The 24028-nt window shown below is 61.3% G+C and carries 18 protein-coding genes; 9 read left to right on the top strand and 9 right to left on the bottom strand.

All coding sequences use genetic code 11. The features are described 5' to 3' along the window. Positions 1-19 precede the first annotated feature (19 nt). The gene (locus IVB22_RS08285) at positions 20-955 is read left to right on the top strand and encodes a lipid A biosynthesis lauroyl acyltransferase (protein WP_247516797.1); all 936 of its coding nucleotides are present in this window, start codon (positions 20-22) and stop codon (positions 953-955) included. A gap of 316 nt (positions 956-1271) precedes the next feature. Here IVB22_RS08285 and IVB22_RS08280 read toward each other — a convergent pair whose 3' ends face one another. The 4 genes from IVB22_RS08280 to IVB22_RS08265 all read right to left on the bottom strand — a co-directional run bounded on the left by IVB22_RS08280 (position 1272) and on the right by IVB22_RS08265 (position 4502). Continuing rightward, positions 1272-2339 (bottom strand): polyamine ABC transporter substrate-binding protein, encoded by a 1068-nt coding sequence (locus tag IVB22_RS08280; protein WP_247516982.1) that lies wholly within the window; start codon positions 2337-2339, stop codon positions 1272-1274. Positions 2340-2381: 42 nt separating this feature from the next. Next, positions 2382-3554: an aminotransferase gene (locus IVB22_RS08275; RefSeq protein ID WP_247516796.1), complete on the bottom strand. Its 1173-nt coding sequence runs from the start codon at positions 3552-3554 to the stop codon at positions 2382-2384. An 8-nt stretch (positions 3555-3562) separates the two neighbouring features. Continuing rightward, positions 3563-3895 carry a rhodanese-like domain-containing protein gene (locus IVB22_RS08270; protein ID WP_247516795.1) on the bottom strand — a complete coding sequence of 111 codons (333 nt, stop codon included), beginning with the start codon at positions 3893-3895 and terminating at the stop codon, positions 3563-3565. A gap of 157 nt (positions 3896-4052) precedes the next feature. Continuing rightward, positions 4053-4502 (bottom strand): GNAT family N-acetyltransferase, encoded by a 450-nt coding sequence (locus IVB22_RS08265; protein ID WP_247516794.1) that lies wholly within the window; start codon positions 4500-4502, stop codon positions 4053-4055. 680 nt (positions 4503-5182) lie between these two features. Between IVB22_RS08265 and IVB22_RS08260 the strand changes: the two genes are divergently transcribed. From IVB22_RS08260 to IVB22_RS08225, 8 genes are all read left to right on the top strand, one after another. After that, positions 5183-6922 carry a PQQ-binding-like beta-propeller repeat protein gene (locus tag IVB22_RS08260; protein WP_247516793.1) on the top strand — a complete coding sequence of 580 codons (1740 nt, stop codon included), beginning with the start codon at positions 5183-5185 and terminating at the stop codon, positions 6920-6922. 54 nt (positions 6923-6976) lie between these two features. Further along, entirely contained in the window at positions 6977-7369 is a 393-nt protein-coding gene (locus IVB22_RS08255) for a cytochrome c (protein WP_247516792.1), read from the top strand. Then, on the top strand, positions 7362-8168 hold the full coding sequence (locus IVB22_RS08250; protein WP_247516791.1) for an ABC transporter substrate-binding protein: 807 nt from the start codon (positions 7362-7364) through the stop codon (positions 8166-8168). Before IVB22_RS08255 ends, IVB22_RS08250 begins: the two co-directional genes overlap by 8 nt. A gap of 140 nt (positions 8169-8308) precedes the next feature. Next, complete coding sequence (locus IVB22_RS08245; RefSeq protein WP_247516790.1) at positions 8309-10336, top strand: alpha-amylase family glycosyl hydrolase; 2028 nt, start codon at positions 8309-8311, stop codon at positions 10334-10336. A 162-nt stretch (positions 10337-10498) separates the two neighbouring features. Next, the gene (locus tag IVB22_RS08240; protein ID WP_247516789.1) at positions 10499-10726 is read left to right on the top strand and encodes a hypothetical protein; all 228 of its coding nucleotides are present in this window, start codon (positions 10499-10501) and stop codon (positions 10724-10726) included. A 173-nt stretch (positions 10727-10899) separates the two neighbouring features. Then, positions 10900-12120, top strand: coding sequence for a vanadium-dependent haloperoxidase (locus IVB22_RS08235; protein WP_247516788.1), 1221 nt, complete (start codon positions 10900-10902; stop codon positions 12118-12120). Between the two features lie 322 nt (positions 12121-12442). Further along, on the top strand, positions 12443-12967 hold the full coding sequence (locus IVB22_RS08230; protein WP_247516787.1) for a hypothetical protein: 525 nt from the start codon (positions 12443-12445) through the stop codon (positions 12965-12967). 233 nt (positions 12968-13200) lie between these two features. After that, positions 13201-16539, top strand: a complete 3339-nt coding sequence (locus tag IVB22_RS08225; RefSeq protein ID WP_308200366.1) for an AAA family ATPase — start codon at positions 13201-13203, stop codon at positions 16537-16539. Positions 16540-16588: 49 nt separating this feature from the next. Here IVB22_RS08225 and IVB22_RS08220 read toward each other — a convergent pair whose 3' ends face one another. The 5 genes from IVB22_RS08220 to IVB22_RS08200 all read right to left on the bottom strand — a co-directional run bounded on the left by IVB22_RS08220 (position 16589) and on the right by IVB22_RS08200 (position 23877). Continuing rightward, complete coding sequence (locus IVB22_RS08220; protein ID WP_247516785.1) at positions 16589-17161, bottom strand: hypothetical protein; 573 nt, start codon at positions 17159-17161, stop codon at positions 16589-16591. A 410-nt stretch (positions 17162-17571) separates the two neighbouring features. Continuing rightward, positions 17572-18537, bottom strand: a complete 966-nt coding sequence (gene corA, locus IVB22_RS08215; protein WP_247516784.1) for a magnesium/cobalt transporter CorA — start codon at positions 18535-18537, stop codon at positions 17572-17574. Between the two features lie 128 nt (positions 18538-18665). Then, a complete protein-coding gene (locus IVB22_RS08210) occupies positions 18666-19502 on the bottom strand; it encodes a DUF4118 domain-containing protein (RefSeq protein ID WP_247516783.1) in 837 nt (278 codons plus the stop codon). Positions 19503-19901: 399 nt separating this feature from the next. Next, positions 19902-21824: a potassium transporter Kup gene (locus IVB22_RS08205; RefSeq protein WP_247516782.1), complete on the bottom strand. Its 1923-nt coding sequence runs from the start codon at positions 21822-21824 to the stop codon at positions 19902-19904. 154 nt (positions 21825-21978) lie between these two features. Next, positions 21979-23877 carry a potassium transporter Kup gene (locus IVB22_RS08200; RefSeq protein WP_247516781.1) on the bottom strand — a complete coding sequence of 633 codons (1899 nt, stop codon included), beginning with the start codon at positions 23875-23877 and terminating at the stop codon, positions 21979-21981. Positions 23878-24028: the final 151 nt, after the last annotated feature.

Genomic DNA, 24028 nt, shown 5'->3' with positions numbered 1-24028 from the left:
AGGTAGCTGCTTCGCAAACATGAACCGCCTGCTCCTACGCACCAAGGCGCGCCTGCGCGACGCCGTAAAGCCCGTGGCGGAAGCCGCCGTGGGCGCGCTGACGATCGCGCTGCTGCGCACCACGCGCTATTTCGACCCGGACAAGACCGCGAATTTCTTCGGCCGCGTCACCCGCTTCATTGGCCGGCGGCTGCGCGAGGACCGCATCGGGCGCGAGAATCTCACGGCAGCATTCCCTGAGAAATCGCCCGAGGAGATCGAAACCATTCTAGCCGGCGTGTGGGACAATCTCGGCCGCATCGGCGCCGAGTTCGCTCATCTCGATCACATCTGGGACTACGACGTCGACCATCCGGACAAACCGAGCCGCGTTGAGTTCGGGGCGCGGACCAAGCAGATTTTCGACCACCTGCGCGACGACGGCAAGCCGGCGATCATCTTCGCGAGCCATCTCGGCAATTGGGAGATCCCGGCGCTCGGCGCGGTCGCCCATGGGCTCGATTGCGCGATCCTGTTCCGCCGCCCCAACATCGAGGCCGCCGACCGCGCCATCGAACGGATCCGCGCCGTCAAGATGGGCACGCTGGTGCCGGCCGGCCGCGAGGCGCCGCTCAAGCTCGCCGAGGCGCTGCAGCGCGGCCAGCACGTCGCGATGCTGGTCGATCAGTACATGGGCAACGGCGTCGAGGTGACGTTCTTCGGCCGCAAGACCAAGGCGAACCCGACGCTGGCGCGGCTGTTGCGGCAGGTCGAATGCCCCGTGCACGGCGTGCGGATCATCCGTTTGCCCAACCACCGCTTCCGCGCGGAGCTGTCCGAAGAGGTCAAGCCGGTGCGCGATGCCTCAGGCCAGATCGACATCCAAGGCACGATGCAGGCCGTGACGTCAGTGATCGAAGGCTGGGTGCGCGAATATCCGGATCAGTGGCTGTGGCTGCACAGAAGGTGGCGGTAGTCCGCGATGCCGTAGCCCGCACGGCCGACCTTCCCTATCCGCCGAACAGCAAGCCGAGGCTCCACGCCTTCATCGCGACGGCCGATCCCAGGATGAAGATGATCTGCAGCAGCGTGCGCGTTGAAAAGAACGTGAGAATGTTGGTCATGTGATGCTCCCGAGGGAGCTATAGATTCCGACTCGGGTTCCGGCAACAATCAAATTGTAGGGTGGGCAAAGCGAAGCGTGCCCACCATTCCCCCGGTGAACTCGGAGAGATGGTGGGCACGTCGCTAACGCTCCTTTGCCCACCCTACGATCGCAATGACGGCGAAAATCACTTCCCCGTCTTCACCTTCGTCCAGAGACGGTTGATGATGCGCTGGGTGGCGGGGTCGCGGGCCTGGATGACGAACAGCTTTTTCTGCATCGCCTCGTCCGGATAGATATTCCTGTCGTTGAGTATCTTCGGATCGATCAGCTTCTGGCTCGCCAGGTTGCCGTTGGCGTAGGACAAAAAGTCCGAATTCTTCGCCGCAACGTCCGGGCGGTAGAGATAATTGATCAGCTCGTAGGCCTCCGCGACGTTTTTCGCATCCGCAGGGATCGCCAGATTGTCGAAGAACATCTGCGCGCCTTCTTTCGGAATCGTGTAGCCGATCTCGATGCCGTTCTTTGCTTCCGCCGCACGGCTGCGCGCCTGCATGATGTCGCCCGACCATCCCACCACAAAGCAGATTTCGCCTGATGCCAGCGCGCCCAGATATTCCGAGGAATGAAACTTGCGGACATTGGGCCTGATCTTGCTGACGAGCTCGGCGGCCTTTTCCAGATCGGCCTGCTTGGTGGAGTTCGGATCGATGCCGAGATAGCTCAGCGCCGCGGGCAAGATGTCGTCGGCGGAATCCAGCATGTGGATGCCGCAGTCTTTGAATTTTGCAAGATTCTCCGGCTTGAAGACGATGTCCCAGCTGTCGATCTTGGCATCCGGCCCGAGGATTTTCTGCATCGTCTTGACGTTGTAGCCGATGCCCGTGGTGCCCCACATGTAATTGGCGGCGTAATTGTTGCCGGGATCGTAGGTCGCGAGCTGGCCGGTCACGACAGGCCAGGCGTTGGCGAGGTTCGGCAGTTTCGACTTGTCGAGCTTGAGAAAGACTTTTGCGGTGATCTGGCGCTGCAGGAAATAACCGGTGGGAACCACGACGTCGTAGCCCGACTTCCCTGCCAGGAGACGCGTCTCCAGCGTCTCGTTGGCGTCGAACGTGTCGTAGACTACCTTGATGCCGGTCTCCTTGGTAAAATCCTCCAGCACCCCCGGTGCCATATAGTTCGACCAGTTGTAGAAGTTCACGGTGCGCTCCTGCGCCCGGGCGGGCGAGAGCGACAGCGCGACCGTCATCATACTGATCAGGCGAAGCAAGCCCCGGATTGGATCGCGCATCTGCTACCTCTTGCGGCGGCCGTGCACCGCGTCCGACAGGCGCTCCAGCGCGGTATCCAGCGTTTCGTCCTTCTTGGAAAAACAGAAACGCACTACCGAGGTCACCGCGTCCTGCTCGTAGAACGCCGATACCGGAATCGCGGCGACTTTATAATCGGTCACGATACGCTTGCAGAATTCGACGTCGGTTTCGTTGAGACCGAGCGGTGATAGATCAACGGTGAGGAAATACGTTCCCTGCGACTTCAGCACGGGAAAGCCGATGCTCTCCAATCCCTTCGTCAAACGGTCCCTGCTCCGCGCCAGTTCCTTGCGCATGTCGTAAAAATATTCGTCGGGCTTGTTGAGACCGTAGGCGACGGCGGCCTGCAGGTTCGGCGCTGTCGTGAAGGTCAGAAACTGATGCACCTTGGCCGCTACCCTGAGCAGCGGCGGAGCGGCGCAGACAAAGCCGATCTTCCATCCCGTCAGCGAAAAAATCTTGCCCGCGCTGCCGACCTTGATGGTGCGGTCGCGCATGCCCGGAATCGTGATCAGCGGGATATGCTCGCGGCCGTCGAAGATCACGTGCTCCCAGACCTCGTCACAGATCGCGATGGTGTCGAACTGCTGGCAGAACCGCGCCAGCAATTCGAGGTCCTCGCGGGGATAGACGACCGCGGCCGGATTGAGCGGGTTGTTGAACAGCACCGCCTTGGTCTTCGGGTTGAAGACGCTGGCCAGCATTTCTTCCGTCAGCCGCCAGCCCGGCGGTTCGAGCCGCAACAGGCGCGGAATGCCGCCGGCCTGGCGGATGATCGGCAGATAGCTGTCATAGACCGGCTGGAACACCACGACCTCGTCGCCGGGTTCGACCACGGCGAGGATGGACGCCGTCAGCGCCTCGGTGCCGCCCGAGGTCACCATCACTTCCGTCATCGGATCGAGCGAGAGCTTGTGCCAGCGTCCGTAATGGGCCGCGATCGCCTGCCGCAGTTCGGGAATGCCCATCATCGACGGGTATTGGTTGTAGCCATTCACCGTCGCGTCGGCCGCGGCGCGGCGGATATCCTCCGGCCCGGGATCGTCGGGAAAGCCCTGGCCGAGATTGATGGCGTTGTTGTCGCGGGCGGCCTGCGACATCGCCTCGAACACGGTGACCGGAAGGTCGGCAAAGACCTTATTCATGGATGTCATGGTGGGGATCAGCCGCCGGTTTTGGTCGGCAACCCCGCAGCCTTCCAGCCGATGATGCCACCGGCCAGATGCTTGTCGTAGGGAAGGCCCGCCGCCTGGGCAGCCAGCGAGGCCGTCACCGAGCGCTTGCCCGAACGGCAGGCGAAAACCACCTGCTTTCCCTGCGGGTCAGGAATGGCCGCCGGATCGAAGCTCTGGAGCGGAACGACCACACCGTCCGGATAGGCTTCCACCGCGACCTCATTGGGTTCGCGGACGTCGACCAGAAGATAGCGCCCTTCCGCCATCCCCTTCGAGACGTCTTCCGGCGTCAAATCGTGCACCTGATGGTCCGCCAACATATCCTCCCGAAAACCCGCCGCGCAGGGCTCCAATCAGCCCCGCCGCGCGGGCGCCAAAGTCGCCCCTGGCGCGCCGAAAATCAAGCGCCGCGAACGTCTTAAAGGGCCGTCAAAACTGGCCGCCGCCCAACGCACTTATTCTCTTGCCAGCCCTGTTTCAGGCCAGAAGTTCTTTCGCGATCGGCCAGGCACCCTCCGGCGTTTGAGGACCGTTCGCCCTGTAGCCTCGACGAAGGTAGAAATCGCGGGCGTTTGAGCTTGCCTCTGCATGCACCGAAGGGAACCCGAGGTCGCGCATCAGCCCTTCGAGCATATCGAGCAATCCGGCACCTCCGCCCTGCCCGGCAAACTCAGGCGCAGCATACAAACCCTCCAGCCTGTCGCCGTGAATGGCCCCCCAACCGACGACGATGCCGTCCAGCTCGGCAACCCAAACTTCCAGCTCACGCAGCTTTCGCTCCATTCCGGATGGTGTGAGCTTCGTTGCCCACGCCTCCGCCTCGGCCTTCGGCATTGTCGGAGGTGCAAGCTCAACGATCGATCGCCGTCGAATGTCGTAGAGACGGCTTGCGTCCTCGCGCATCGCCAGACGGTAAACCGCACCCATCGTCACCTGCCCCTAAGTCTTCTTGTCGCGAGAGACGGTCGTGGAGCACATCGCGAGGCTCGCAGCCTCCAGACATAACGAAAAACCCCGGCATGAAAGCCGGGGCCCGAAAAGCCACGGCGTACATCCGGCCATGACGATCAGGTGCCATTTAGCACGCAGTTCTTGAACGAAGTGTGACGTTGGCTTCGCGTGTCCACCGAGCAACTTTAGCGACTGACGCTCTCGGCGTCTGTGGGCAACGGCGGCATCGGATCTTCGCCGATCAGCTGATGCTGCGATGCGCCTGCGCAGGCGCTATCGCTGGCCCTAAGGTTGCCGACCGATGGTCCACAAAAAAACAACAATCCGGTCAACTAATGGCGTGCGCATCGAGGGACGTGTCATGGTGCACCGCACCGACATCGCCGGGAGCAGCACGGGGCAGGCAAGTTCTGGCCATGGCGGCATCTGCCGCCCTGCCCTGGATGGCGCCCTCCTCGAAAACAATCCTTCGCCCGAACCTCTGTCCGCTTCTCACTCAGGCGACAAGAAGTGCTGCCGTCTCCTCGCGATGGTAGTCCCGCCGGTACGTGCCATCCATCTCGAACCACCGACCCTATGAGGCTTTGACACCAGAGCATTCTGCAAGGGTCGCGACGAAAATTCGGCCCAACCAACAAACCAAGGGGAGGATACAGATGACTTTCCATGAAAGATATCTCGTCGGCTGCGCCGCGCTGGCGGTGGCTGCCCTGGTCACTGTCTCGCCGACGCGCGCTCAAGCGCCGACGCAGCCTCAAGACGCGGCCCTCAATGCCGAGGCGGCCCAGAACGACTGGCCGACCTATCACGGCACCTACAAGTCCTACCATTACAGCGGCCTCGACCAGATCAATACCGGCAACGTCAAGAATCTCGAAGTTGCCTGGATGCATTTTCCGGAGCGCGCCACCCGCGGTCTGCAGTCAACGCCGCTGGCCCTTGACGGCGTGCTGTACTATTCGGGCTCCTACAGCCGTATCTGGGCGCTGGACGGCGCGACCGGCAGGACAATCTGGTCCTACGCGCCGGAGCTCGACGAAGAGCTGGTCGCCAAGCAGACGCATTCGCCCTACAACCGCGGGATCGCCATCGGACACGGCAATCTCTACGTCGGCACGGTCGATGGGCGCCTGATCGCGCTCAATCTGAAGGACGGCAAGCCGGCGTGGGACACCAAGCTGCTGGATTCCAAGAAGATGACGGTCGGCTTCACCGGCGCGCCGCTAGTGGTCAAGGACAAGGTGATCATTGGCGCTCAGGGCGGTGAATGGCCGCATCGCGGACCGATCTTCGGCGTCGACGGCAAGACCGGACAGAAGAAATGGGAATTCTTCACGGTCGCCGGTACCGAAGAGGCCATGAAGACCTGGGGTGGTGACTCCTGGCGTACCGGCGGCGGCGGCGGCTGGATGCCCGGCACCTATGACCCGGAAAACAATGCGGTGTGGTGGGGCACCGCCAACCCGGCCCCGCTCTACGACTGGGCTGGCGCGGACTGGAAGAAGAGCGGACCGCGGCCGGGCGAAAATCTCTACACGACTTCGGTCATCGCGCTCGATCCCGATACCGGCAAGCTCAAATTCTACCATCAGGAGCTACCGCACGACGCCTGGGACTTCGACTCTTCCGTGGGAGAGTTCGTCATGATCGACCGTGGCGGCAAGAAGCTCGTCGTGCACGCCAACAAGGGCGGACACATCTTCGTCTACGATCGGTCCAACGCCAAGATCGAGAACGTCTGGCAGCTGGTAAAGAACATCAACTTCGTCAAGAGCATCGATCCGAAGACCGGCGAACTGATCGGTCGCCGCGATCTCTCGGAAGGCAAGGTGGACCCGCCATTGTGCCCGGCCATCGCCGGCGGCATCAGTTGGAACTCCGGCGCCTACAGCCCCAAGACCGGCCTCTTCTACCGGATCGGGCAGGAGTGGTGCATGGAGCTGACCGTCGAGAAGAGCACGCCGGTCCTGGAGCCGATGGCCCAGCTCAACATCGGCGCCACGTTCAAGTTTATCCCGCCGCCGGACGGACCGGCCCGTGGTCATCTCAGCGGCCGCGATCCGGTCACCGGTGCCAAGAAATGGGAGGTGCAATACAAGTACCCGCCGCTCGCCAGCGTTCTCGCCACCGCGGGCAATCTGGTATTCGTGCCGGACTCCGAAGGCATCGTGCACGCCTACAATGCGGAAACCGGCGAAGAGCTCTGGTCGCGCAACAACGGCATGGGACATAACGCCGGCATCATCAGCTACATGGCCGGTGGCAAGCAGTACATCGCCGTACCGGCAGGCTGGGGCAGCCTGGTGGCCGACGAGTTCGTCGCGCTCTATGGCGAGCCCTTCAAGAGCATGTCGAAGAATACCGGAGCCCTGGTGGTCTTCGCGCTCAGACAATGACGTTGGCGTGGGCGGCAGGGATCGATCGCCCCTGCCGCCTTTGCCTGCCAATACATGGCCGCGCTTGCGGCAAATACGGATGCCGGAATGCGAATACCGTTTGTAACTGCGGCCTCCCTGGCCATCATCTGGCCATGGCTGTCGACCGTCGCGTTTGCCCAACAGCCCAACTCAGCAGACTCTACGAGTTCGCAGGCGAAAACCGAAGCCTCGCCGAACGACCTCGAGGGCCGGAAAATGTTCTCTAGCAATTGCGGCTTTTGTCACCAGGATGGCGGCCGCCATGCCGGCCGGGGTCCGAAGCTGTCGAAGTCCGAGCGCAGCGACGAATTCATGATCGAGCGTATCAAGAAGGGCAAGACGGGCTCCATGCCCGCGTATGGGGCGGTGTTCAATGACGCCCAGATCACCGCGCTCATGGCGTACATTCGAGGGCTCGATGACTAAGGCGTCTTCTGCGGCGTGGAGACCGCGATATCGCCTCATCAGATACGCGGCAAGCCTGTCGCTGGTAATGCTGTGGAACGCGTCGGCGGATGCCCGCTCGCTGGAAGCCGTCATCGAACGCGGCGCGCTGACGCTCTGCGCCAGCCCCAACGCGCTGCCGTTTGCCAGCAAGTCCGGACCGGTCCCGGGATTTCAGATCGAACTCGGCGAGAAGATTGCCGAGCAACTCGGTGTCAAGCTGACGCGGGAATGGGTGGTCAGTGCGATCCAGTATCGCCGCGCCGATTGCGACCTCGTGCTCGACGTCATCGCCCGCAAGGATGCGCCGCCTGCGGGCGGTGTACGGGTTACGCGCCCTTATCATCGCAGCGGCGTCGTGCTCGCGGTGCGCAGCGATTCGAAGGCGTCGTCGCTGGCAAGCCTCGATTCCTATCAGCGGGTCGGGGTACAGGTCGGCTCGCTGGTCTCCATGACGCTCGGCAAGGGCGGCGCCGTCACCTCCCCGTTCGTATACGAGGATGACATTGTTGCAGCGCTAGCCAATCGCGAGATCGAAGCGGCCGCCGTCACACCGATGACGGTCGGCTGGTTCAACCTGCAGCATGCCGACAAGCCGTTACGCCTGATTCCGGCCTTCGAGAGCGACCAGGATTTGAACTGGAATATTGCGGCGGGGCTGATCCGCCCCGACGACAAGCTGCAACAGGGTGTCGATGCGGCGATCGAGGCCATGCTGGCCGATGGCACCATCGCGCGGATCTATGCTCGCTACGGCATCGAACTGCGACCTCCGCAGTGAGGCTGCGGTATCGCGCTATATTCATCAGGGCAACGTACCTGCGCGCGAGATGATTGCGGCAGCCAGTATCCCGATCGCGGATTATTGGCACGCGCGTAACGTGGGTGGTGCGGTGCCGCAGACATCCGAGGAAGAGGCCGATGCCCTTTGATCTTCTCCAGAGAAAGCGAACCCATTTCGTGCTCTGGCGCCCGGGACGTGTGAACCCGCCACCCGCCCTTGTCATCGGCACGTTCCTCGAGGGAAACCCACCGAGCTTTCAGCAGCTGAACAGGTTCGATCTGGCTGCTTCACCGGTCTCGGCCGATCTATGGGAAGTAGCGGCCGCAGCCTGTGGGCTGGCGAACAACCGCGTCTATCACTATTGGTTCGAAGTCACCAACGCGAACCCGAAGACGCCGGTGTCGACGCGCATCCTGTGCACGGACCCGACCGCCTGGACGGTGGATTGGCGGCTGCGCGCACCGGCGCTGCCGCTCCCGTTCACCGACGACGACCGCGGGCCGGCGGCCGTAGTGAAGTGGCGGGAAAATGAGCTGGTGCCCTGCGATCCCGCCGGCGACGAACCGGACTGGCAGAACGACCCACGGCTCGAAGGACTTCCCGGCAACAACCATCTCGTCATCTACGAGCTGCCGACGCGGTGGAGCCGGATTGAAACAGAGGGCACCGTCAGCGTCGCCAGTGGGACTTTCCGTGATATCCTTGCGCTCATCGAGCGGACCGCGGCAGCGACCAATTTCGCGGGCGTAGCCGCGCTCGCGCCCGGCGAGGCACATCTCGAAGACCTCGGCGTCAATGCTCTCGAACTCTTGCCGCCGGCTGACAGCTTCGTCAACCGCGAGTGGGGCTACGCGACAAGCAACTATTTCGCCGCCGATTTTGATTTGGGATTTCCGAGGGTCCATGCCTCGCCGACGGCATCCGCCGATCTTGCAGCGCTTGTGACCGCGTGCCATCGGCATCGCCTTCGGTTCTTCGCTGATGTCGTGATGGCCTTCGCAACACGGTATGCGTATCGGTACATCAATTTTCTCGACTTCCACATCCACCGCGGGACGGGCGACCCCGAGGAAGACGCCCGGGACGACTTTGGCGGTGACCTCTTCAAGTACAACTTCTTGACCGACGCTTACGATCCGATCGCCGGCGGAACCGCCCGCCTCGTGCCGGCGCGTCGCCTCATGCTGACCTGCCTTGCGCACTGGATGCTCGACTTTCGGATCGATGGCATCCGGATAGACAGCGTGCCCAACATCATGAACTGGGACTTCGTACAAGAGTACAAGGATCTTGCCCGTGCCATATGGCGCTCGCGGTGGCTGGCGCAGGGCTTGCTGGAACAGGTTGCCGACGAACGCTTCCTCGTCGTCGGCGAGGATCTGGCGGTACCGATTGATCTTGTGCGCCAGAACCGCCTCGACGGCCTGTGGAACGAAGAGTTCAAGCGGATGGTTCGCTACGCCATCATGGGACGAAATGACGAAAAGGAGCCGAGTTTCGAGTGGACGGTGCGCAAACTGATCGACTGCCGTCTGCTTGGCTTCGCCGATGGCTCTCAAGCGATCAACTACGTGACCTCGCACGATGTTGAGGGCGTCAGGAACGAGCGGCTGTACAATCTTCTCAACAACAATGGCGTTTGGAACACGGAGCGGCGGATCAAGCTCGCCTTCGTCTGCCTGATGACTGCCGTCGGCATCCCCATGATTTTCGCGGGCGAAGAGTTCGCTGACCAGCATGACCTCGCGGTCGTCCATCCGCAAAAGCAGGTCGATCCAGTGAACTTCGATCGCCTGCAAGACACTTGGCGCCGGCGCGTATTCGACTATTGCGCCCGCCTCGTCCGTTTTCGCACGAGGTCTGATGCGCTTGCTGTCAACGACACGCAGTTCATCCACGTCGATTTCGAGCAGGGTAAACGCGTGCTTGTCTGGCGGCGGGGCCGGCCGGGAATCGACCACCCCGTGGTCGTCGTCGCCAATTTTTCGGATTTTGAAACGGCGCTGCCGTTCGCGCCCGCTTCTGAATACCGCGTGCCGAACTGGCCGACGACCCCAACGGGCATGCACTGGCGCGAGGTCACGCAGGATCGCAACGTGCCGCTCGAATGGGCCGGCCGGGAGCCGATCTTTCCGTGGGAGGCCAAGGTCTATGCCTTGACCTAAGTGTATCCGCGCCCAGCACTCGGTCTGAGCAGCAATTGCATTTGGAACAGCTTCGTTGTCGGATCTGTGAATTCGCGCGATCCATACGTGTCGCTTGCTGTTGAACCTTCGCCAAGTTCCCGTGACCCACGCTAAGGGACTTTGGGACCACAGGAGGTTCTGATGACGAAGCATCGAACGATTACTGGGTTCGTGGCCGTCGCGCTGCTCGCTGTTGCCGCAACCGCCGTCACCATGAGGTCGCACTCGCCTTGGACCGAGGGCACGACCAACTCGAAAGGCGGCCCGGCTGACTCGAACAATCTCCCAACTGCGAGTTTTGAAGACCGCTGGTCCGCGATGTCAGCTTCGACAACGGACACGGCTGAGCGCAGGCTCGACGTTCACTAAGCACTGCCGCAGTCGCACTACCTGGCAAAAATTGTAATGGACCCCAGTAGTTGAGTGACGCTTTCGCGTGACGGAGCGCGGATGCGGATGCGCGCACGGCAAGATGATTACGGAGGTACATTCACACCACATTGGCGGTCATTCGAAAATCCAACTTTTCGAAGGAGGCAACGATGAACGTGCTGAAAGCTGCAATCGTCGGCCTGGCTCTAATTTCAGCCAATACACCGGTCCGTGCGGACGTCATCACCGACTGGAATAGCACCGCAATGGACGTGATGAAGGCGGTCAACGTGGCCGGTAATCCGTGGACGCGCAGCATGGCTCTGGTGAACGTGTCTATGTCTGACGCGGTCAATTCGGTGCAGAATCGATATTCACGGTACATACCGGAACTTCCAAGTGACCCGATCGCCTCAGCCGAGGCCGCGGCCGCGGCGGCTGCCCGCGAAATTCTCATGCGCCAGTATCCTGGCCAGAAGGAGCGGATCGATGCAGCCTTCGCAGAGACGATGAAAACCATTCCGGACAACCCCGCACGAACCGCGGGTATTGATTTAGGCGTAAAAGTTGCGGACGCCGTTTTCACGGAACGGCAGAGCGACGCGACAAACACGCCCGACACATACCGCCCACTCACCACGCCCGGCGTATGGGTACCGACCACGCCGCCGCTCTTCCCTCAATATGCGACCGCCAAGCCGTGGGGCATGGAGAGTGCGAGTCAGTTCCGCCCGGCTCCGCCACCGGCCCTCAACAGTGCGCTTTACGCGCGCGATTACAACGAAACCAAGGAAATGGGCGGAGTGAAAAGCACGAAGCGGACCGACGCGCAGTCCGACGTCGTGCGCTTCTGGACACAGGCCAACCTTGGGCCCGCATGGTTCCAGGCGGCCAGACAGGCTTCCGCTCGTCACAGCCTCCCGGTGGCGGAAAGCGCGCGGGTGTTCGCACTGATGTCCATGGCACTCGCCAATTGCTTCATCGTCGATTGGGACGCCAAATTCCAATATAACTTCTGGCGGCCGATCACCGCGATCCGCAACGGCGACCAGGACGGCAACGATGCGACTGAACGCGTCGCAGGCTGGCAGCCACTGAACACCACGCCGATGCATCCGGAATACCCGTCGCAGGCGGGGATCAACGCGGGTGCGGCGCGCGGCGTTCTGGAGGCAGTTTTCGGCAACGGGACGGAAAGTTTCGTCGCGACCGATACTTCCGACGCGCGGCTTTCACGCCAATTCACCAGCTTTGCGCAGATGGCCCAGGAGCACAAAGAAGTGCGCGTCTGGGGCGGCATTCATTTCCGCAATTCGCTGGAGATCGGAGATGCAATGGGTCGCAAGGTCGCCGACCATCTCGTGGCAAATTACATGAAGCCGACGCGGTAAGCCCATGTTCGGCAGCCTTCGACCGATGCCGGCGCAGCCTGTTCGGCGACTCCGCGCTGCGGCGCAGCCTCGCGCCGCGACTGCTGTGGGGTCGCCGGAACCAGGATGCCGCGGCGGCGCTCAGTGACACCAACCTCACGCAGTTTTCGCCCGATGTGATTACCGGTCTTTACCTCCCGCTGTTCATGTACAGGCGGCGAGTACAGCACCGAGTACGTCGAGCGCGAGCGATTGTACCTGATCCGTCTGCGGGCCGGGTTCCGCAACTTGTTGCCGCCTGGGCAGTTTCCCTATCCGTTCTGGCACCTGGAGGCGAAGTGGGGTGTTTATCAAGCCGCGAATGCGGTCCTGCTCTGGGTCAAAGACCGCGAAGATCGTCATCGGGCAATTTACCGAGCGGGGCAGCGACAGCCCTGTTGTCTCCACGCAACCGATATGGCCCAGGTTCGACAGCAAATGGATGTGGATGGACAAGGAGGGACGCATCCAGCCGCGCGTGACGCTCTTCGACGGCTTGTTCCGGCCAAACAATCCTTATCTAGCAACGCTCGACTCCACCTACAGGACGCTGGCGCTGCGGATGCGCGACGCGCAATGCGATAATTGTCACGTGCCGAACAACCCCATGCCGATGCGCCGGCTGGTGCTGATGCACACACCGGCCCATGCGGCAGGCGAGATTGCCCGGTTAATGACGGCGGTGCGGGAAGACAAGATGCCGCTCGACGATACTGGCGCCGAACAGCCGCTCGAACCCGCATTCAAACGTGCGCTGCTCGAAAGCGGCGCAGCTTTCGAAGAGTCGGTGAAGGCTGCAAAAGATTGGGAAGCGGCACACCGCGATTGAATGGCACCGGACTGATCCGGTCGCTGAGCGAGTAGCTCTCGTCCGCCTTTGGCACTTTCAGACGTAAACAGGCGACCTGAGGAACCCCGTTATCGAGGGCCAGCACCGACATCACCCGGCTAAGTCTCGATGCCCCAGTCTGACCCGTACCGGAACATCGAGACGGACCACCCGGAGTTGTGACCACGATCACATGGATCGCTCGACTTCTGGCGCATTGTAGTGGCGTCTTGATGTCCGTTGAGGTCCGGATGCACTGCACGAATTGCGCAGCCGAAGTCCTGGAGCAAAGGAAATTCTGTGGGCAATGCGGAGCTGCAGTAGTGCGGCGCTGCATGGCCTGCGGCGCGGCAAACTCGGCCCTAGCCAAGTTTTGCGGTGACTGCGGCACCAAAATGCGCGTGGATTCTCCCGCGGTGGTGCCGATGGCACGGGACTCACGCCCGATCGAGCGCCGACAGCTTACGGTACTGTTCTGTGACCTGGTCGGATCGACTGCGCTCTCCGCGAGGCTCGATCCCGAAGACTTCAGCGCAATCATCGCCGGCTACCGGCGCTGCATTACTGAAACGGTTGCCCATTTCGACGGCTTTGTCGCGCGACATCATGGGGACGGTGCGGTCGTATGTTTTGGCTATCCTCAGGCGCACGAAGACGACGCAGAACGCGCCGTTCAAGCCAGCCTCGCGTTAGTGCACGCGATCGCCGCCTTGCCCGCGAAAGAGAAATTGAGCGCGCGCGTCGGTGTTGCAACGGGTGTCGCGATTGTCGGCGATATGTCTGACAGCGCGATTTCGGAGGAGCATGGCATCCTTGGCGACACCCCGAACCTTGCCGCCCGACTGCAATCGCTCGCACAACCCGGCAGCGTTGTTATCTCGGGTCGCACAAAGACGATCGCGGGACCGCAATTCGAGTATCTCGATCTCGGTAAAGTCGAGATCAAGGGTCTCGTAAAACCAGTCGCCGCTTGGCAAGTCGCCGGCAGGACAACGGTGACCAGCCGATCGCACGCTCTCCAAAGCTGCGATGTACTGCCGCTGATCGGTCGTGATGAAGAAATGGAGCTAATTCTGAGCCGATGGAAGCGGGCCAAGGGTGGCGAAGGTCAGGTGGTGCTGCTTTCAGGTGAAGCGGGGATCGGAAAATCGCGGCTCACCGTCGCGCTGTTGGAACAGCTTGCTCACGAGCCGCACATACGCCTGCAGTACTTCTGCTCGCCGCAGCATACCGACAGCACGCTCTATCCGGTGATCGGCGAGATGTTGCGCGCCACTGGCTTTGCTCACGATGACAGCCAGCAAGCGAAAATGGACAAGCTTGACGCGCTGCTGGCGCAAAGCTCGACGCCTTCAGAGGATGCGGCGCTGTTTGCCGAAATGCTGTCGCTGCCCAACGATGGACGCTATCCGCCGGTTGAAGTTGAGCCACAGCTCCGCCGTCAGAAAACGCTGAAAGCTCTTGGTTCGCACATCGAGGCGCTGGCGCGGATCAATCCCGTGCTGATGATTTTCGAAGATGCGCATTGGACCGATCCAACCAGCCTCGAATTGTTCGCCCGGGCGGTGGACCTGGCCGTGAGCCACCGGCTCTTGATACTCGTTACCTTCAGGCCGGAATTCAGCCCGCCCTGGATCGGACCGCCGCACGTGACTGAGCTGACCCTCCATCGACTGGCGCCGTGCGACATCGATTTCCTGATCGAGAGAGTCGTCGGCAACCGATCGTTGCCGGCGGGCATTCGCCAGGACATCATCGAGCGCACCGACGGCATTCCACTGTTCGCCGAGGAGATGACCAAGGCGGTGCTGGACGCGGAGGATGAGAGTGATGCGCAGCGGGTTTGCGCGGGGGCACCAACGCCTGTCGTGGCGGTTCCGGCAAGCCTTCAGGCTTCGCTGATGTCGCGGCTCGATCGGCTCGGCCCGGCGAAGGACGTGGCACAGGTCGGCGCGGCGATCGGCCGGGAATTTCCTCACATGCTGCTGGCTGCGCTCGTGCGAAAGCCGAAGCCAGAATTGGACTCCGACCTCGACCGGCTCATTGCGGCGGGCTTGTTGTTTCGACAGGGCACCCCGCCACATGCCAGCTACCTGTTCAAGCATGCGCTGGTGCAGGACGCAGCCTACAGTACGTTGTTGAGAGAGCCGAGGCGTGCGCTGCATGCGCGCATCGCCGAAATCCTCGAAAGTCAGTTCGCAGAAATCGCCGAGAGCCAGCCTGAGCTGCTGGCGCGTCACTACACAAAGGCCGACCTGATTGAGAAGTCAGCGCGCCTGTGGGGCAAGGCGGGACAGCGGTCACAGGAGCGCTCGGCACTGGTCGAAGCCGCAGAACAACTTAGCCAGGCTCTGGCGCAAATCGCAACCTTGCCCAGCACGTCCGACTTACGGCGCGAGCAGATCATTTTGCAAGTCGCACTCTTGAACACGCTCATGCATGTCAAAGGATATGGCGCACCCGAAACGAAGGCTGCCGTAGCCCAGGTGAGAGCGTTGATCGAGCAAGCCGAACGGCTCGGAGAACCTCCCGACGACCCTTCGTTGCTGCTGTCAGCTCTCTTTGGCCAGTGGATCGTTAATTTCATAAACTTCAATGGTGATGCTGCGCAAAAGCTCGCGGCACGGTTTTTGGCGCTCGGCGAGAAGGAGGGAGCGGCGGTGCCGCTCATGGTTGGACACCGCACCATGGCGAGTACGCTCGCGTTCATGGGAGACCTCGTTGAGGCCAAAGCACACTACAATGAAGTCCTTGCCCTCTACCGCCCCGCCGAGCACCGGCGATTGATGACGCGATTTGGCCAGGACCTCCGGGTGACGTGCCTGGCCTTTCGTTCAATGGCCTCATGGCTGCTCGGTTATCCTGAGGCTGCGCTCAACGACGCAGAGTGCGCGCTAGCGGAAGCGCGCCAGATTGAGCATGCTGCCACCTTGATGTTTACGCTGAATTTCCCGATTCTTGTTAATACCTACTGCGGGAATTACCACGCGGCAAACGAGCGTCTCAAAGAGCTTGTCGTGTTAGCCGAGGAGAAAGGTGCCCCGTTCCGAAAAGCGGAAGGCGTGTTACGGCGGGGCTATATCCTGACCCTCACAGGAGCCGCAAAAGCCGTCGAGATCGTCACGGCGGGCATCGATTTATGGCGGTCAGCCGGATCGACGATATTTACACCGGAGCACGAGTTCATGCTGGCAACCGCTCACGCCGATTCAGGCCAGTTCGATGATGCCTGGCGCTGCATCGACAAAGCAATGACGGCGATGGACGCAACCAAGGAAAGATGGTGCGAGGCTGAAGCTTATCGCGTTGCCGGTGAAATCGCGCTCAAGTCGCCGCAGCGAGACGTGGCGAAAGCCCAAGCGTATTTCGAGCATTCCCTGACCGTTGCGCGAGCACAGCAGGCAAAGTCGTGGGAATTGCGCGCGGCCATGAGCCTGGCGCGGCTCTTGAGCGATCAGGGAAAACGGCAAATGGCACGTGACCTTCTCGCCCCCATCTACCATTGGTTCACCGAAGGTTTTGACACAAGCGACCTTCGAAAGGCCAAGGCGTTGCTCGGCGAGCTTCATTGATAGGAGACGGCTTTCGGAAATCGCCGGCCCGCGTGTCCTGTTCTTGACGCTATTTCCTTTGCTGCCACTGAATGAATTTTTCAAGCAGAGCTTGGGATTTTTCGGGCCCTGCTTTAGCCGTTCCAACGGAGGCGGGTTCGGAAACAGCATGTTCCGGGTCTTGGCCTTCTTGTATCTTTTGAAACTGCTTGAATCCTTGAAGCAGCGCCTGGGAGTCTTCGGACGTCACCTGGGCCGGCGTCGCCGATGCAGGAGTCGAAATGGAAACGGCGAGTTCCGAGGGATCACTTTTCGACCTTGGAAACACGTTGAACAAAACGAGCGCCAGGATCACCGTGACACCGATCGCTGCGGCAATTGCACCCGCAGTGGCGAGCAGTCCGCGTGGTCGACGGCGTTCATAAACGAATTGGGACTCCAGCGGACGGGTGAATTTGGCGAAAGCCTCCTCGCGCATCTCATCATAACGAGACAACGGGGGCGTGGGAGGCAAATGGTCTGATCTCTGCGGTGTCACGCTAGATCGTGGGTTCGCCGTGCCGCGCGCCGAGCGCGGTGCGTAGTACAGCGGATCTTCGGGATTATCGGGGCTGGAATGGTCGTTCGCGCCGATGAAACTCATTTGCGCTACTCCTCACAGTGTCATCGCATCGGAATATTTTGCCACTCTCAAGGCTTCAGCTTAGGCTTCCGAGCACAGTCCCACAGTCGCATTGAAATGCCGCGGGCATTCGCGCCCTGCGGCCAGCCGGGCAAAACTTCGATCCGCCGACCCCCGGCTTCAAGAGACTGGTCCAAACCGGGATGCGTGTGGAGTCAGATGTTCTGTTCCGCCCAAAAAAAATCAAGCTGTTGCCGTCTTGCGACAATTTAGGCGGAACTTTTGGGTTCACGCCCTGGATCGTGACCTGCGTTCCCACTTCCACCACCCGCCCGCCGGGATCTGGAAATAATCCGTGGCGCCGTTGGCGGATTGGCTGAGGCGGATGAACAGCAGGTCTTGCCAGCCCGGCAAAGCGGCGACCCCTACTATCAGAGCCATCGAGCGCGTTTGAAACGCAAGTAAAGCACTGTGCAAAGCAGAGCGATAATACCAACGACGACAAAGTAGCCATATTGGGTCTTCAACTCGGGCATATTTTCGAAATTCATGCCGTATATCCCGGCGATCGCGGTGGGTACGGCCAGTATCGCAGCCCAAGCGGCCAACTGCCGCGTGATCACACCCTGACGCTGCTGCTCCAGTAGGTTGCTCACCTCAAAAACTGAAGTCAGGACGTCTCGCAAGGAGCTCACCATCGCATCGACGCGTCGCACGTGGTCCAGGACGTCTTGGAAATAAGGACGAGCGTTGGCGTCGAGACACGGTGTATCGAGGTGCACGAGCCGGCCGCAGACCTCCGTCATGGGGCCGATGATCCGCTTAAAGCGGATCAGTTCCTGGCGCAGGCCGAAGATTCGCTTGACCTCTGTGCGGCTGAGGAAGCTGTCGAGAGCGCTTTGCTCCATGACCAGAACGCGCTCCTCGATCGTTTCGACAACCGGGAAATAGCCATCAACGATGAAATCGAGGATGGCGTGGAGAACATAGTCTGGGCCTTGGCCCAGCAGGCTAGGCGCCGCTTCGAGTTGCGCGCGGAGCTCGCTATGCGCCCGTGCCGAGCCATGCCGGACCGAAATGATGAAATTCTTCCCGACAAAAATTGCGGTTTCGCCGTAGGCTATGCGATCGCGCTCAAGATGAGCGGTGCGCGTCATTACAAATAGTTGGTCGCCGTAGACGTCAACCTTCGGTATTTGGTTCGCTTTGAATGCGTCCTCAATCGCAAGAGGATGAAGCCCGTAATTCTTCTCAAGCTGCTCAAGCTCTCGTTTCGAAGGTTCGAACAATCCGATCCAGACAAACTCGGATTTGCCCCTGCAATCGATGGGCTCATCTAATGAAACGACTTTTGCTTCCCTGCCATTGCGATACAGGTGGGCTGCCACGACGCTCACAACGAGCTTCCTCCGAACTATTGGGCGGGATGCACCATCTTGGCACTATAAGATTGGCGGGGCTTTGTTGCAGTCTTGCAGCGCCTGTATCGCGTCCTCGGATTCGATTTGCGGGCCGAGTAGCGCGTCTAGCCCCGTGCATGTTGACGGTCAAGCACCAGGGCCAAGACACGCACGACGATGTTGACCAGCGTATCCGGTGCCGCAGGACGCTCGTCCGGATCGAATGCGAGTCCGATGACGGCGTTCGGTCCTTCGGCCGTCGGCACGGGCCAAAAGTCAAAGCGCGAGGCCAGGTTCGGGTAAACGTCGCTGCGCATGACAGTTCCAGTCGCCAGGGCCGATCGCGCCGCCTCTAATTCGGCCTCCTGGGGCTCTGCGTCGCCGACTTGCTCGAAGGAAACCACCCTGCCCTCCGTAACAAGCATCACGACGACAGGAACCCGGAAGAGTGTTGCAAGAGCTTGGGAAGTGATTGAGACGATCGTGTTGGTATTATCGGCCGCGACGACGTCACGGCTGTAGCTTTGCAGGACAGTCGCCTGCCTTCTTAATCGTGCCGCCTCGATCGCCCTCTGGCGGGAGGTGAAGGCAACGCCGCTCACGATCAGACCGACGACAAGCAGCAGTCCGATCGCCCAGATGTTCGACGGGTCGTCGACGGCCAGTGAGTAGCGAGGCTCGGTCAGGAAAAAATTGAAGGCCAGAGCGCCCAGTATCGCCGAACAGAGTGACGGACCCAGACCGAGGCTGACGCCCGCGATGATCACTGGAACGACAAATACCAGAGATAGGTTGGGGATGGTCACCTTGGTCTCGACACCGACAGCCACCACCGTCGCAGCGGCGGTCATTGCTATTGAAGCAAGGTAGCGCACTAACTCCGATGCTACCGGGCCAAAAAGGGCATCGGCATCGGGCGCCGGTGTGATGTCCTGCTGCAGCTTCGATTCAACATCGGCCACCGCTTGAACTCCTGTCTAGCACTCGGGCGACAACACGTTGGCCGAAGAGCACCAGCACGCGAGGTCGCGGCTCTGAAATGAGCCAGCCGGTTATGGCCTGCTGGCATCGGCGAAGATTATCATCGCGTTGACCGCGACGCTAACGGTTAGAAGGACGCCGAGCAGCACGGCCAAGCGCATGGACTTTCTCGACATCCAATCCGCTAAAAGGGCGCGCCGTTCCTGAACAACGACCTGCGCACACATGACTCGTTCTCCCTCCGGTTCGGTCGCAATTTTCGACCGCACGAGAGAGATTGGTCTGCCGGCATATAAACTCGAGAGGACAAGCCGGCCGGCGGTATAGGAATGTCATAAAAGTCCCATGCCCGCTGATGGCGGAGTTATTGGCTCACGCTCCTAGATCGTCACCTGCGTTCCCACTTCCACCACCCGCCCGGTCGGAATCTGGAAGTAATCCGTGGCGTCGTTGGCCGATTGGCTGAGGCGGATGAACAGCAGGTCCTGCCAGCGCGGCATGCCTGAATGCGCGGCGGGCTTGAGCGCACGGCGGGACAGGAAGAACGACGTCGACATGATGTCGAACTGCCAGCCGAGCTTGCGGGCGATCGCCAGCGTCTTCGGCACGTTGGGCGATTCCATGAAGCCGAACTTCAGCGTCACCCGCGAGAAGGTCTCGCTGAGCTGCTCCATCCGCACCCGTTCGGCGTCGTCGATCCGCGGCGTCGGCGCGGTCTCGATGGTGAGAATGACGTTCTTCTCGTGCAGCACCTTGTAGTGCTTCAGGCTGTGCATCAAAGCCGTCGGCGCGCATTCGGGATCGGAGGTCAGGAACACGGCGGTGCCGGGCACCCGTTGCGGCGGACGCTTCTCCAGCATCGCCACCAGGTCGGCCAGCGGGAATTCCAGCTTGCGTGACTTCTCGAACAACAGCTTGCTGCCGCGACGCCACGTGTACATCAACAGCATCACGATGCCGCCCAGCGCCAGGGGCACCCAGCCGCCCTCGAACACCTTCAGCAGATTGGCCGCGAGGAAGGTGATGTCGAGGAACAAAAACGGCGCGATCAGCGCGGCGGCTGCGATCGGCGACCAGTTCCAGACCCGCCAGATCACCACAAAGCCCATCATGGCCGTGACCACCATGGTCCCCGTCACGGCGATTCCGTAAGCGGATGCCAGCGCGCTCGACGAGCGGAACAGCACCACCAGCAGGATGACCGCCAGAAACAGCAGCATGTTGATGCGGGGAATATAGATCTGGCCGGAATGCGCTTCCGAGGTATGGCGAATTTCAAGCCTTGGCATCAGCCCGAGCTGGATCGCCTGACGCGTCAGCGAATAGGCGCCGGTGATGACGGCCTGGCTCGCGATCACGGTCGCCACCGCGGCGAGCGCCACCATCGGGATCAGCGCCCACTCCGGGAACATCAGGAAGAACGGATTTTCGATGGCCTTGGGGTCGCCAATCAGGAGCGCCCCCTGCCCCAGATAATTTATCGCCAGCGACGGCAGCACGATGAACAGCCACGCGGTCTGAATCGGCCGCTTGCCGAAATGACCGAGGTCGGCATAGAGCGCCTCCGCGCCGGTGACGGCGAGAAACACCGCGCCCAGCGTGATGAAGCCGATCATGCCGTGATGGAGCATGAAGGAAACCGCGTAAAGCGGATTGAATGCCGACAGCACCTCGGGATGGAGCATGATCTGCGGCACGGCAGCGATCGCGATGACAGCGAACCACACACACATGATCGGTCCGAAGAATGCGGCAACGCGCGCAGTGCCGTGGGACTGGACCGCAAACAGCGCAACAAGAATGACCAATGTCAGCGGCACGACATAGTGTTCGAAGGTCACTGTGACGAGCTTCATGCCTTCGATCGCGGACAATACCGATAGCGCCGGTGTCAGGACTGCGTCGCCGTAGAACAGCGCGCCGGAGATGATGCCGAGCAGCACGATCGCGCCGCCCTTGGTGACCGCACGCTGCGCCAGCGCCATCAGCGCCAGCGTTCCGCCCTCGCCATTGTTGTCGGCGCGCAGCAGGATGACGACGTATTTCAGCGTCACCACGACGATCAGCGCCCACAGGATCAGCGAGAGCACGCCGAGCACGGCTTGCGGGCTGGCGATACCCGCAGGCCCGCTGGCCGCGATGATGGCTTCGCGCAAAGCGTAGAGCGGACTGGTGCCGATGTCGCCATAGACGACACCAATGCTGCCCAGCGTCAGGGCTTTGAAGCCAGCGGTGGAATGCACTTCCCCATGACCGTTGGCCGCGGGCGTTTCCGCCGCGGTGACCGCACTTGTAGATGACATGGGATTTGCGCCTCGATTGCTTATTGCAACGCACAATTCAGAACGGCAGGGCTATACTCCTACCGTGGACGCATAGGTTAGGCCGTATTCGGACCCTAGACATGCGTCGAACGCATGGGTCAGAGGGGCATGCTTGAGAAATCTCTCAGGCTGATCAGATAGTTACCTGAGTTCCGACCTCCACCACCCGCCCCGTGGGGATCTGGAAGTAGTCGGTGGCGTCGTTCGCCGACCGGCTCATCGCGATGAACAGATGGTCCTGCCATAGCGGCATGCCCGACTGCGCCGATGGCTTTAGAGACCGCCGCGACACGAAGAACGACGTCGCCATGATGTCGAACTGCCAGCCGAGCTTGCGCGCGATCACCAGCGCCTTGGGCACGTTCGGCGATTCCATGAAGCCGAACCGCAAGCGCACGGTCGAGAACTTCGGGCTGATGCTTTCCATCTTGACGCGCTCGGACGGATCGACGCGCGGCGTCTGGGCGGTTTCGATGGTCAGGATCACATTGTGCTCGTGCAGCACCTTGTTGTGCTTGAGATTGTGCATCATCGCGGTCGGCACGAAACTCGGATCGGAGGTCAGAAACACCGCCGTGCCCTTGACGATGTGGGGCGGACGCTTTTCGAGACTCTTGATCAGGTCGACCAGCGGCACCTCGATGCGCCGCGTCTTCGCGGTCAGGATCGCCGCACCCCGCCGCCAGGTCCAGATCATCACCGCCACGGCAACGCCGAACAGCAGCGGCACCCAGGCGCCGTCAAGCAGCTTCAAGAGGTTCGCAGCAAAGAAGCTCATGTCGACGACGACGAGGGGCAGGATGACGGCCGCCGCCGTCGCTGCGCGCCAGTTCCAGAGTTTCCAGATCACGACAAAGCCCATGATACCGTCGACCACCATGGTGGTGGAGACGGCGATGCCATAGGCCGAGGCAAGGCCGCTCGAGGTGCGGAACAACAGCACCAGCAGCACGACCCCGATCAGCAGCAGGCGGTTGACGCGCGGCAGGTAGATCTGGCCGGCATGCGTCTCCGAAGTGTAGCGCACTTCGAATCGCGGCAAGAGGCCGAGCTGCACCGCCTGGCGGATCAGCGAAAACGCGCCCGTGATCACCGCCTGGCTCGCGATAACAGTCGCCGCAGTCGCGAGCACCACCATCGGCAACAGCAGCATACCGGGAACCAACCGATAGAACGGATTTGCGATCGCTGCGGGATCGGCCAACACCAGCGCGCCCTGGCCGAAATAATTGATCAAGAGCGCCGGCATCACGAAATAGAACCAGCCGGCCTGGATCGGCTTCCGTCCGAAATGACCGAGGTCGGCATAGAGCGCCTCGCCGCCGGTCACGGCCAGAAACACCAGACCCATCGTCACCAGCCCGATCGTGCCGTGCGAAAGCATGAACTGGATCGCGTACCAGGGATTGATCGCGTAGAGCACCGTGGGATCGTCGCTGATGTGGATCAGGCCCAAAATCGTCAGCGTCGCGAACCAGACCACCATAACCGGCCCGAAAAGCGAGGCGACGCGGGCGGTGCCGCTGCTCTGCACCGAGAACAAAACGACCAGAATGAAGATCGTCAGCGGGACCACGTAGTGCTCGAACGCCGGCGTGACGAGCTTGAGACCTTCAACGGCCGACAAGACCGAAATCGCCGGCGTGATCATGGAATCGCCGATGAACATCGAGGCGCCGACCACGCCGAGCGCCAGCAACGGCCAGCTCCGCCGGCCCAACGCCCGCTGCCCCAGCGCCATCAGCGACAGCGTACCGCCCTCGCCGTTGTTGTCGGCGCGCAACAGCAGCAGCACATATTTGGCGGTGACGACGATGAAGAGCGACCACAGGATCAGCGAGAGCACACCGAGCACGATGATGCGCGATACCGGCTGGCCTTCCGCCGCGTGCGTGACAGCCTCACGAAACGCATACAGTGGCGAGGTGCCGATATCGCCGAACACGACGCCGATGCTCCCCAGCGTCAGGGCCCAAAAGCCAGAGGTGGTCTGGCCCTCATGGGCTTCGGTAGATGTGACGCTGACAGTCATGATGGAAGAGGAACGTTCTCGTCGTTGAATTGATCCGGGCGGCTATCGACGCTTCCGCGCTGCCTGTCAATCTCGGACAAGCATAGCACCGCATGCGATGCGGAGCTTACGCAAAGCCGATCGAAATAACGGGGTGGTACTATGGTAGTTC

It is taken from the genome of Bradyrhizobium sp. 190 (assembly GCF_023073415.1).
GTDB lineage: Bacteria > Pseudomonadota > Alphaproteobacteria > Rhizobiales > Xanthobacteraceae > Bradyrhizobium.
This window is presented reverse-complemented; position numbering and strand designations above follow the sequence as displayed.

What these genes read in the sequence shown, in the direction of transcription:
- IVB22_RS08220 (WP_247516785.1), bottom strand. Translation starts at nt 17,161, where the DNA reads ATGAGTTTCATCGGCGCGAACGACCATTCCAGCCCCGATAATCCCGAA.
- IVB22_RS08275 (WP_247516796.1), bottom strand. Translation starts at nt 3,554, where the DNA reads ATGACATCCATGAATAAGGTCTTTGCCGACCTTCCGGTCACCGTGTTC.
- IVB22_RS08200 (WP_247516781.1), bottom strand. Translation starts at nt 23,877, where the DNA reads ATGACTGTCAGCGTCACATCTACCGAAGCCCATGAGGGCCAGACCACC.
- IVB22_RS08280 (WP_247516982.1), bottom strand. Translation starts at nt 2,339, where the DNA reads ATGATGACGGTCGCGCTGTCGCTCTCGCCCGCCCGGGCGCAGGAGCGC.
- IVB22_RS08205 (WP_247516782.1), bottom strand. Translation starts at nt 21,824, where the DNA reads ATGTCATCTACAAGTGCGGTCACCGCGGCGGAAACGCCCGCGGCCAAC.
- IVB22_RS08260 (WP_247516793.1), top strand. Translation starts at nt 5,183, where the DNA reads ATGACTTTCCATGAAAGATATCTCGTCGGCTGCGCCGCGCTGGCGGTG.
- IVB22_RS08250 (WP_247516791.1), top strand. Translation starts at nt 7,362, where the DNA reads ATGACTAAGGCGTCTTCTGCGGCGTGGAGACCGCGATATCGCCTCATC.
- IVB22_RS08265 (WP_247516794.1), bottom strand. Translation starts at nt 4,502, where the DNA reads ATGGGTGCGGTTTACCGTCTGGCGATGCGCGAGGACGCAAGCCGTCTC.
- IVB22_RS08225 (WP_308200366.1), top strand. Translation starts at nt 13,201, where the DNA reads ATGTCCGTTGAGGTCCGGATGCACTGCACGAATTGCGCAGCCGAAGTC.
- IVB22_RS08270 (WP_247516795.1), bottom strand. Translation starts at nt 3,895, where the DNA reads ATGTTGGCGGACCATCAGGTGCACGATTTGACGCCGGAAGACGTCTCG.
- IVB22_RS08285 (WP_247516797.1), top strand. Translation starts at nt 20, where the DNA reads ATGAACCGCCTGCTCCTACGCACCAAGGCGCGCCTGCGCGACGCCGTA.
- IVB22_RS08235 (WP_247516788.1), top strand. Translation starts at nt 10,900, where the DNA reads ATGAACGTGCTGAAAGCTGCAATCGTCGGCCTGGCTCTAATTTCAGCC.
- IVB22_RS08245 (WP_247516790.1), top strand. Translation starts at nt 8,309, where the DNA reads ATGCCCTTTGATCTTCTCCAGAGAAAGCGAACCCATTTCGTGCTCTGG.
- IVB22_RS08255 (WP_247516792.1), top strand. Translation starts at nt 6,977, where the DNA reads ATGGCCGCGCTTGCGGCAAATACGGATGCCGGAATGCGAATACCGTTT.
- IVB22_RS08240 (WP_247516789.1), top strand. Translation starts at nt 10,499, where the DNA reads ATGACGAAGCATCGAACGATTACTGGGTTCGTGGCCGTCGCGCTGCTC.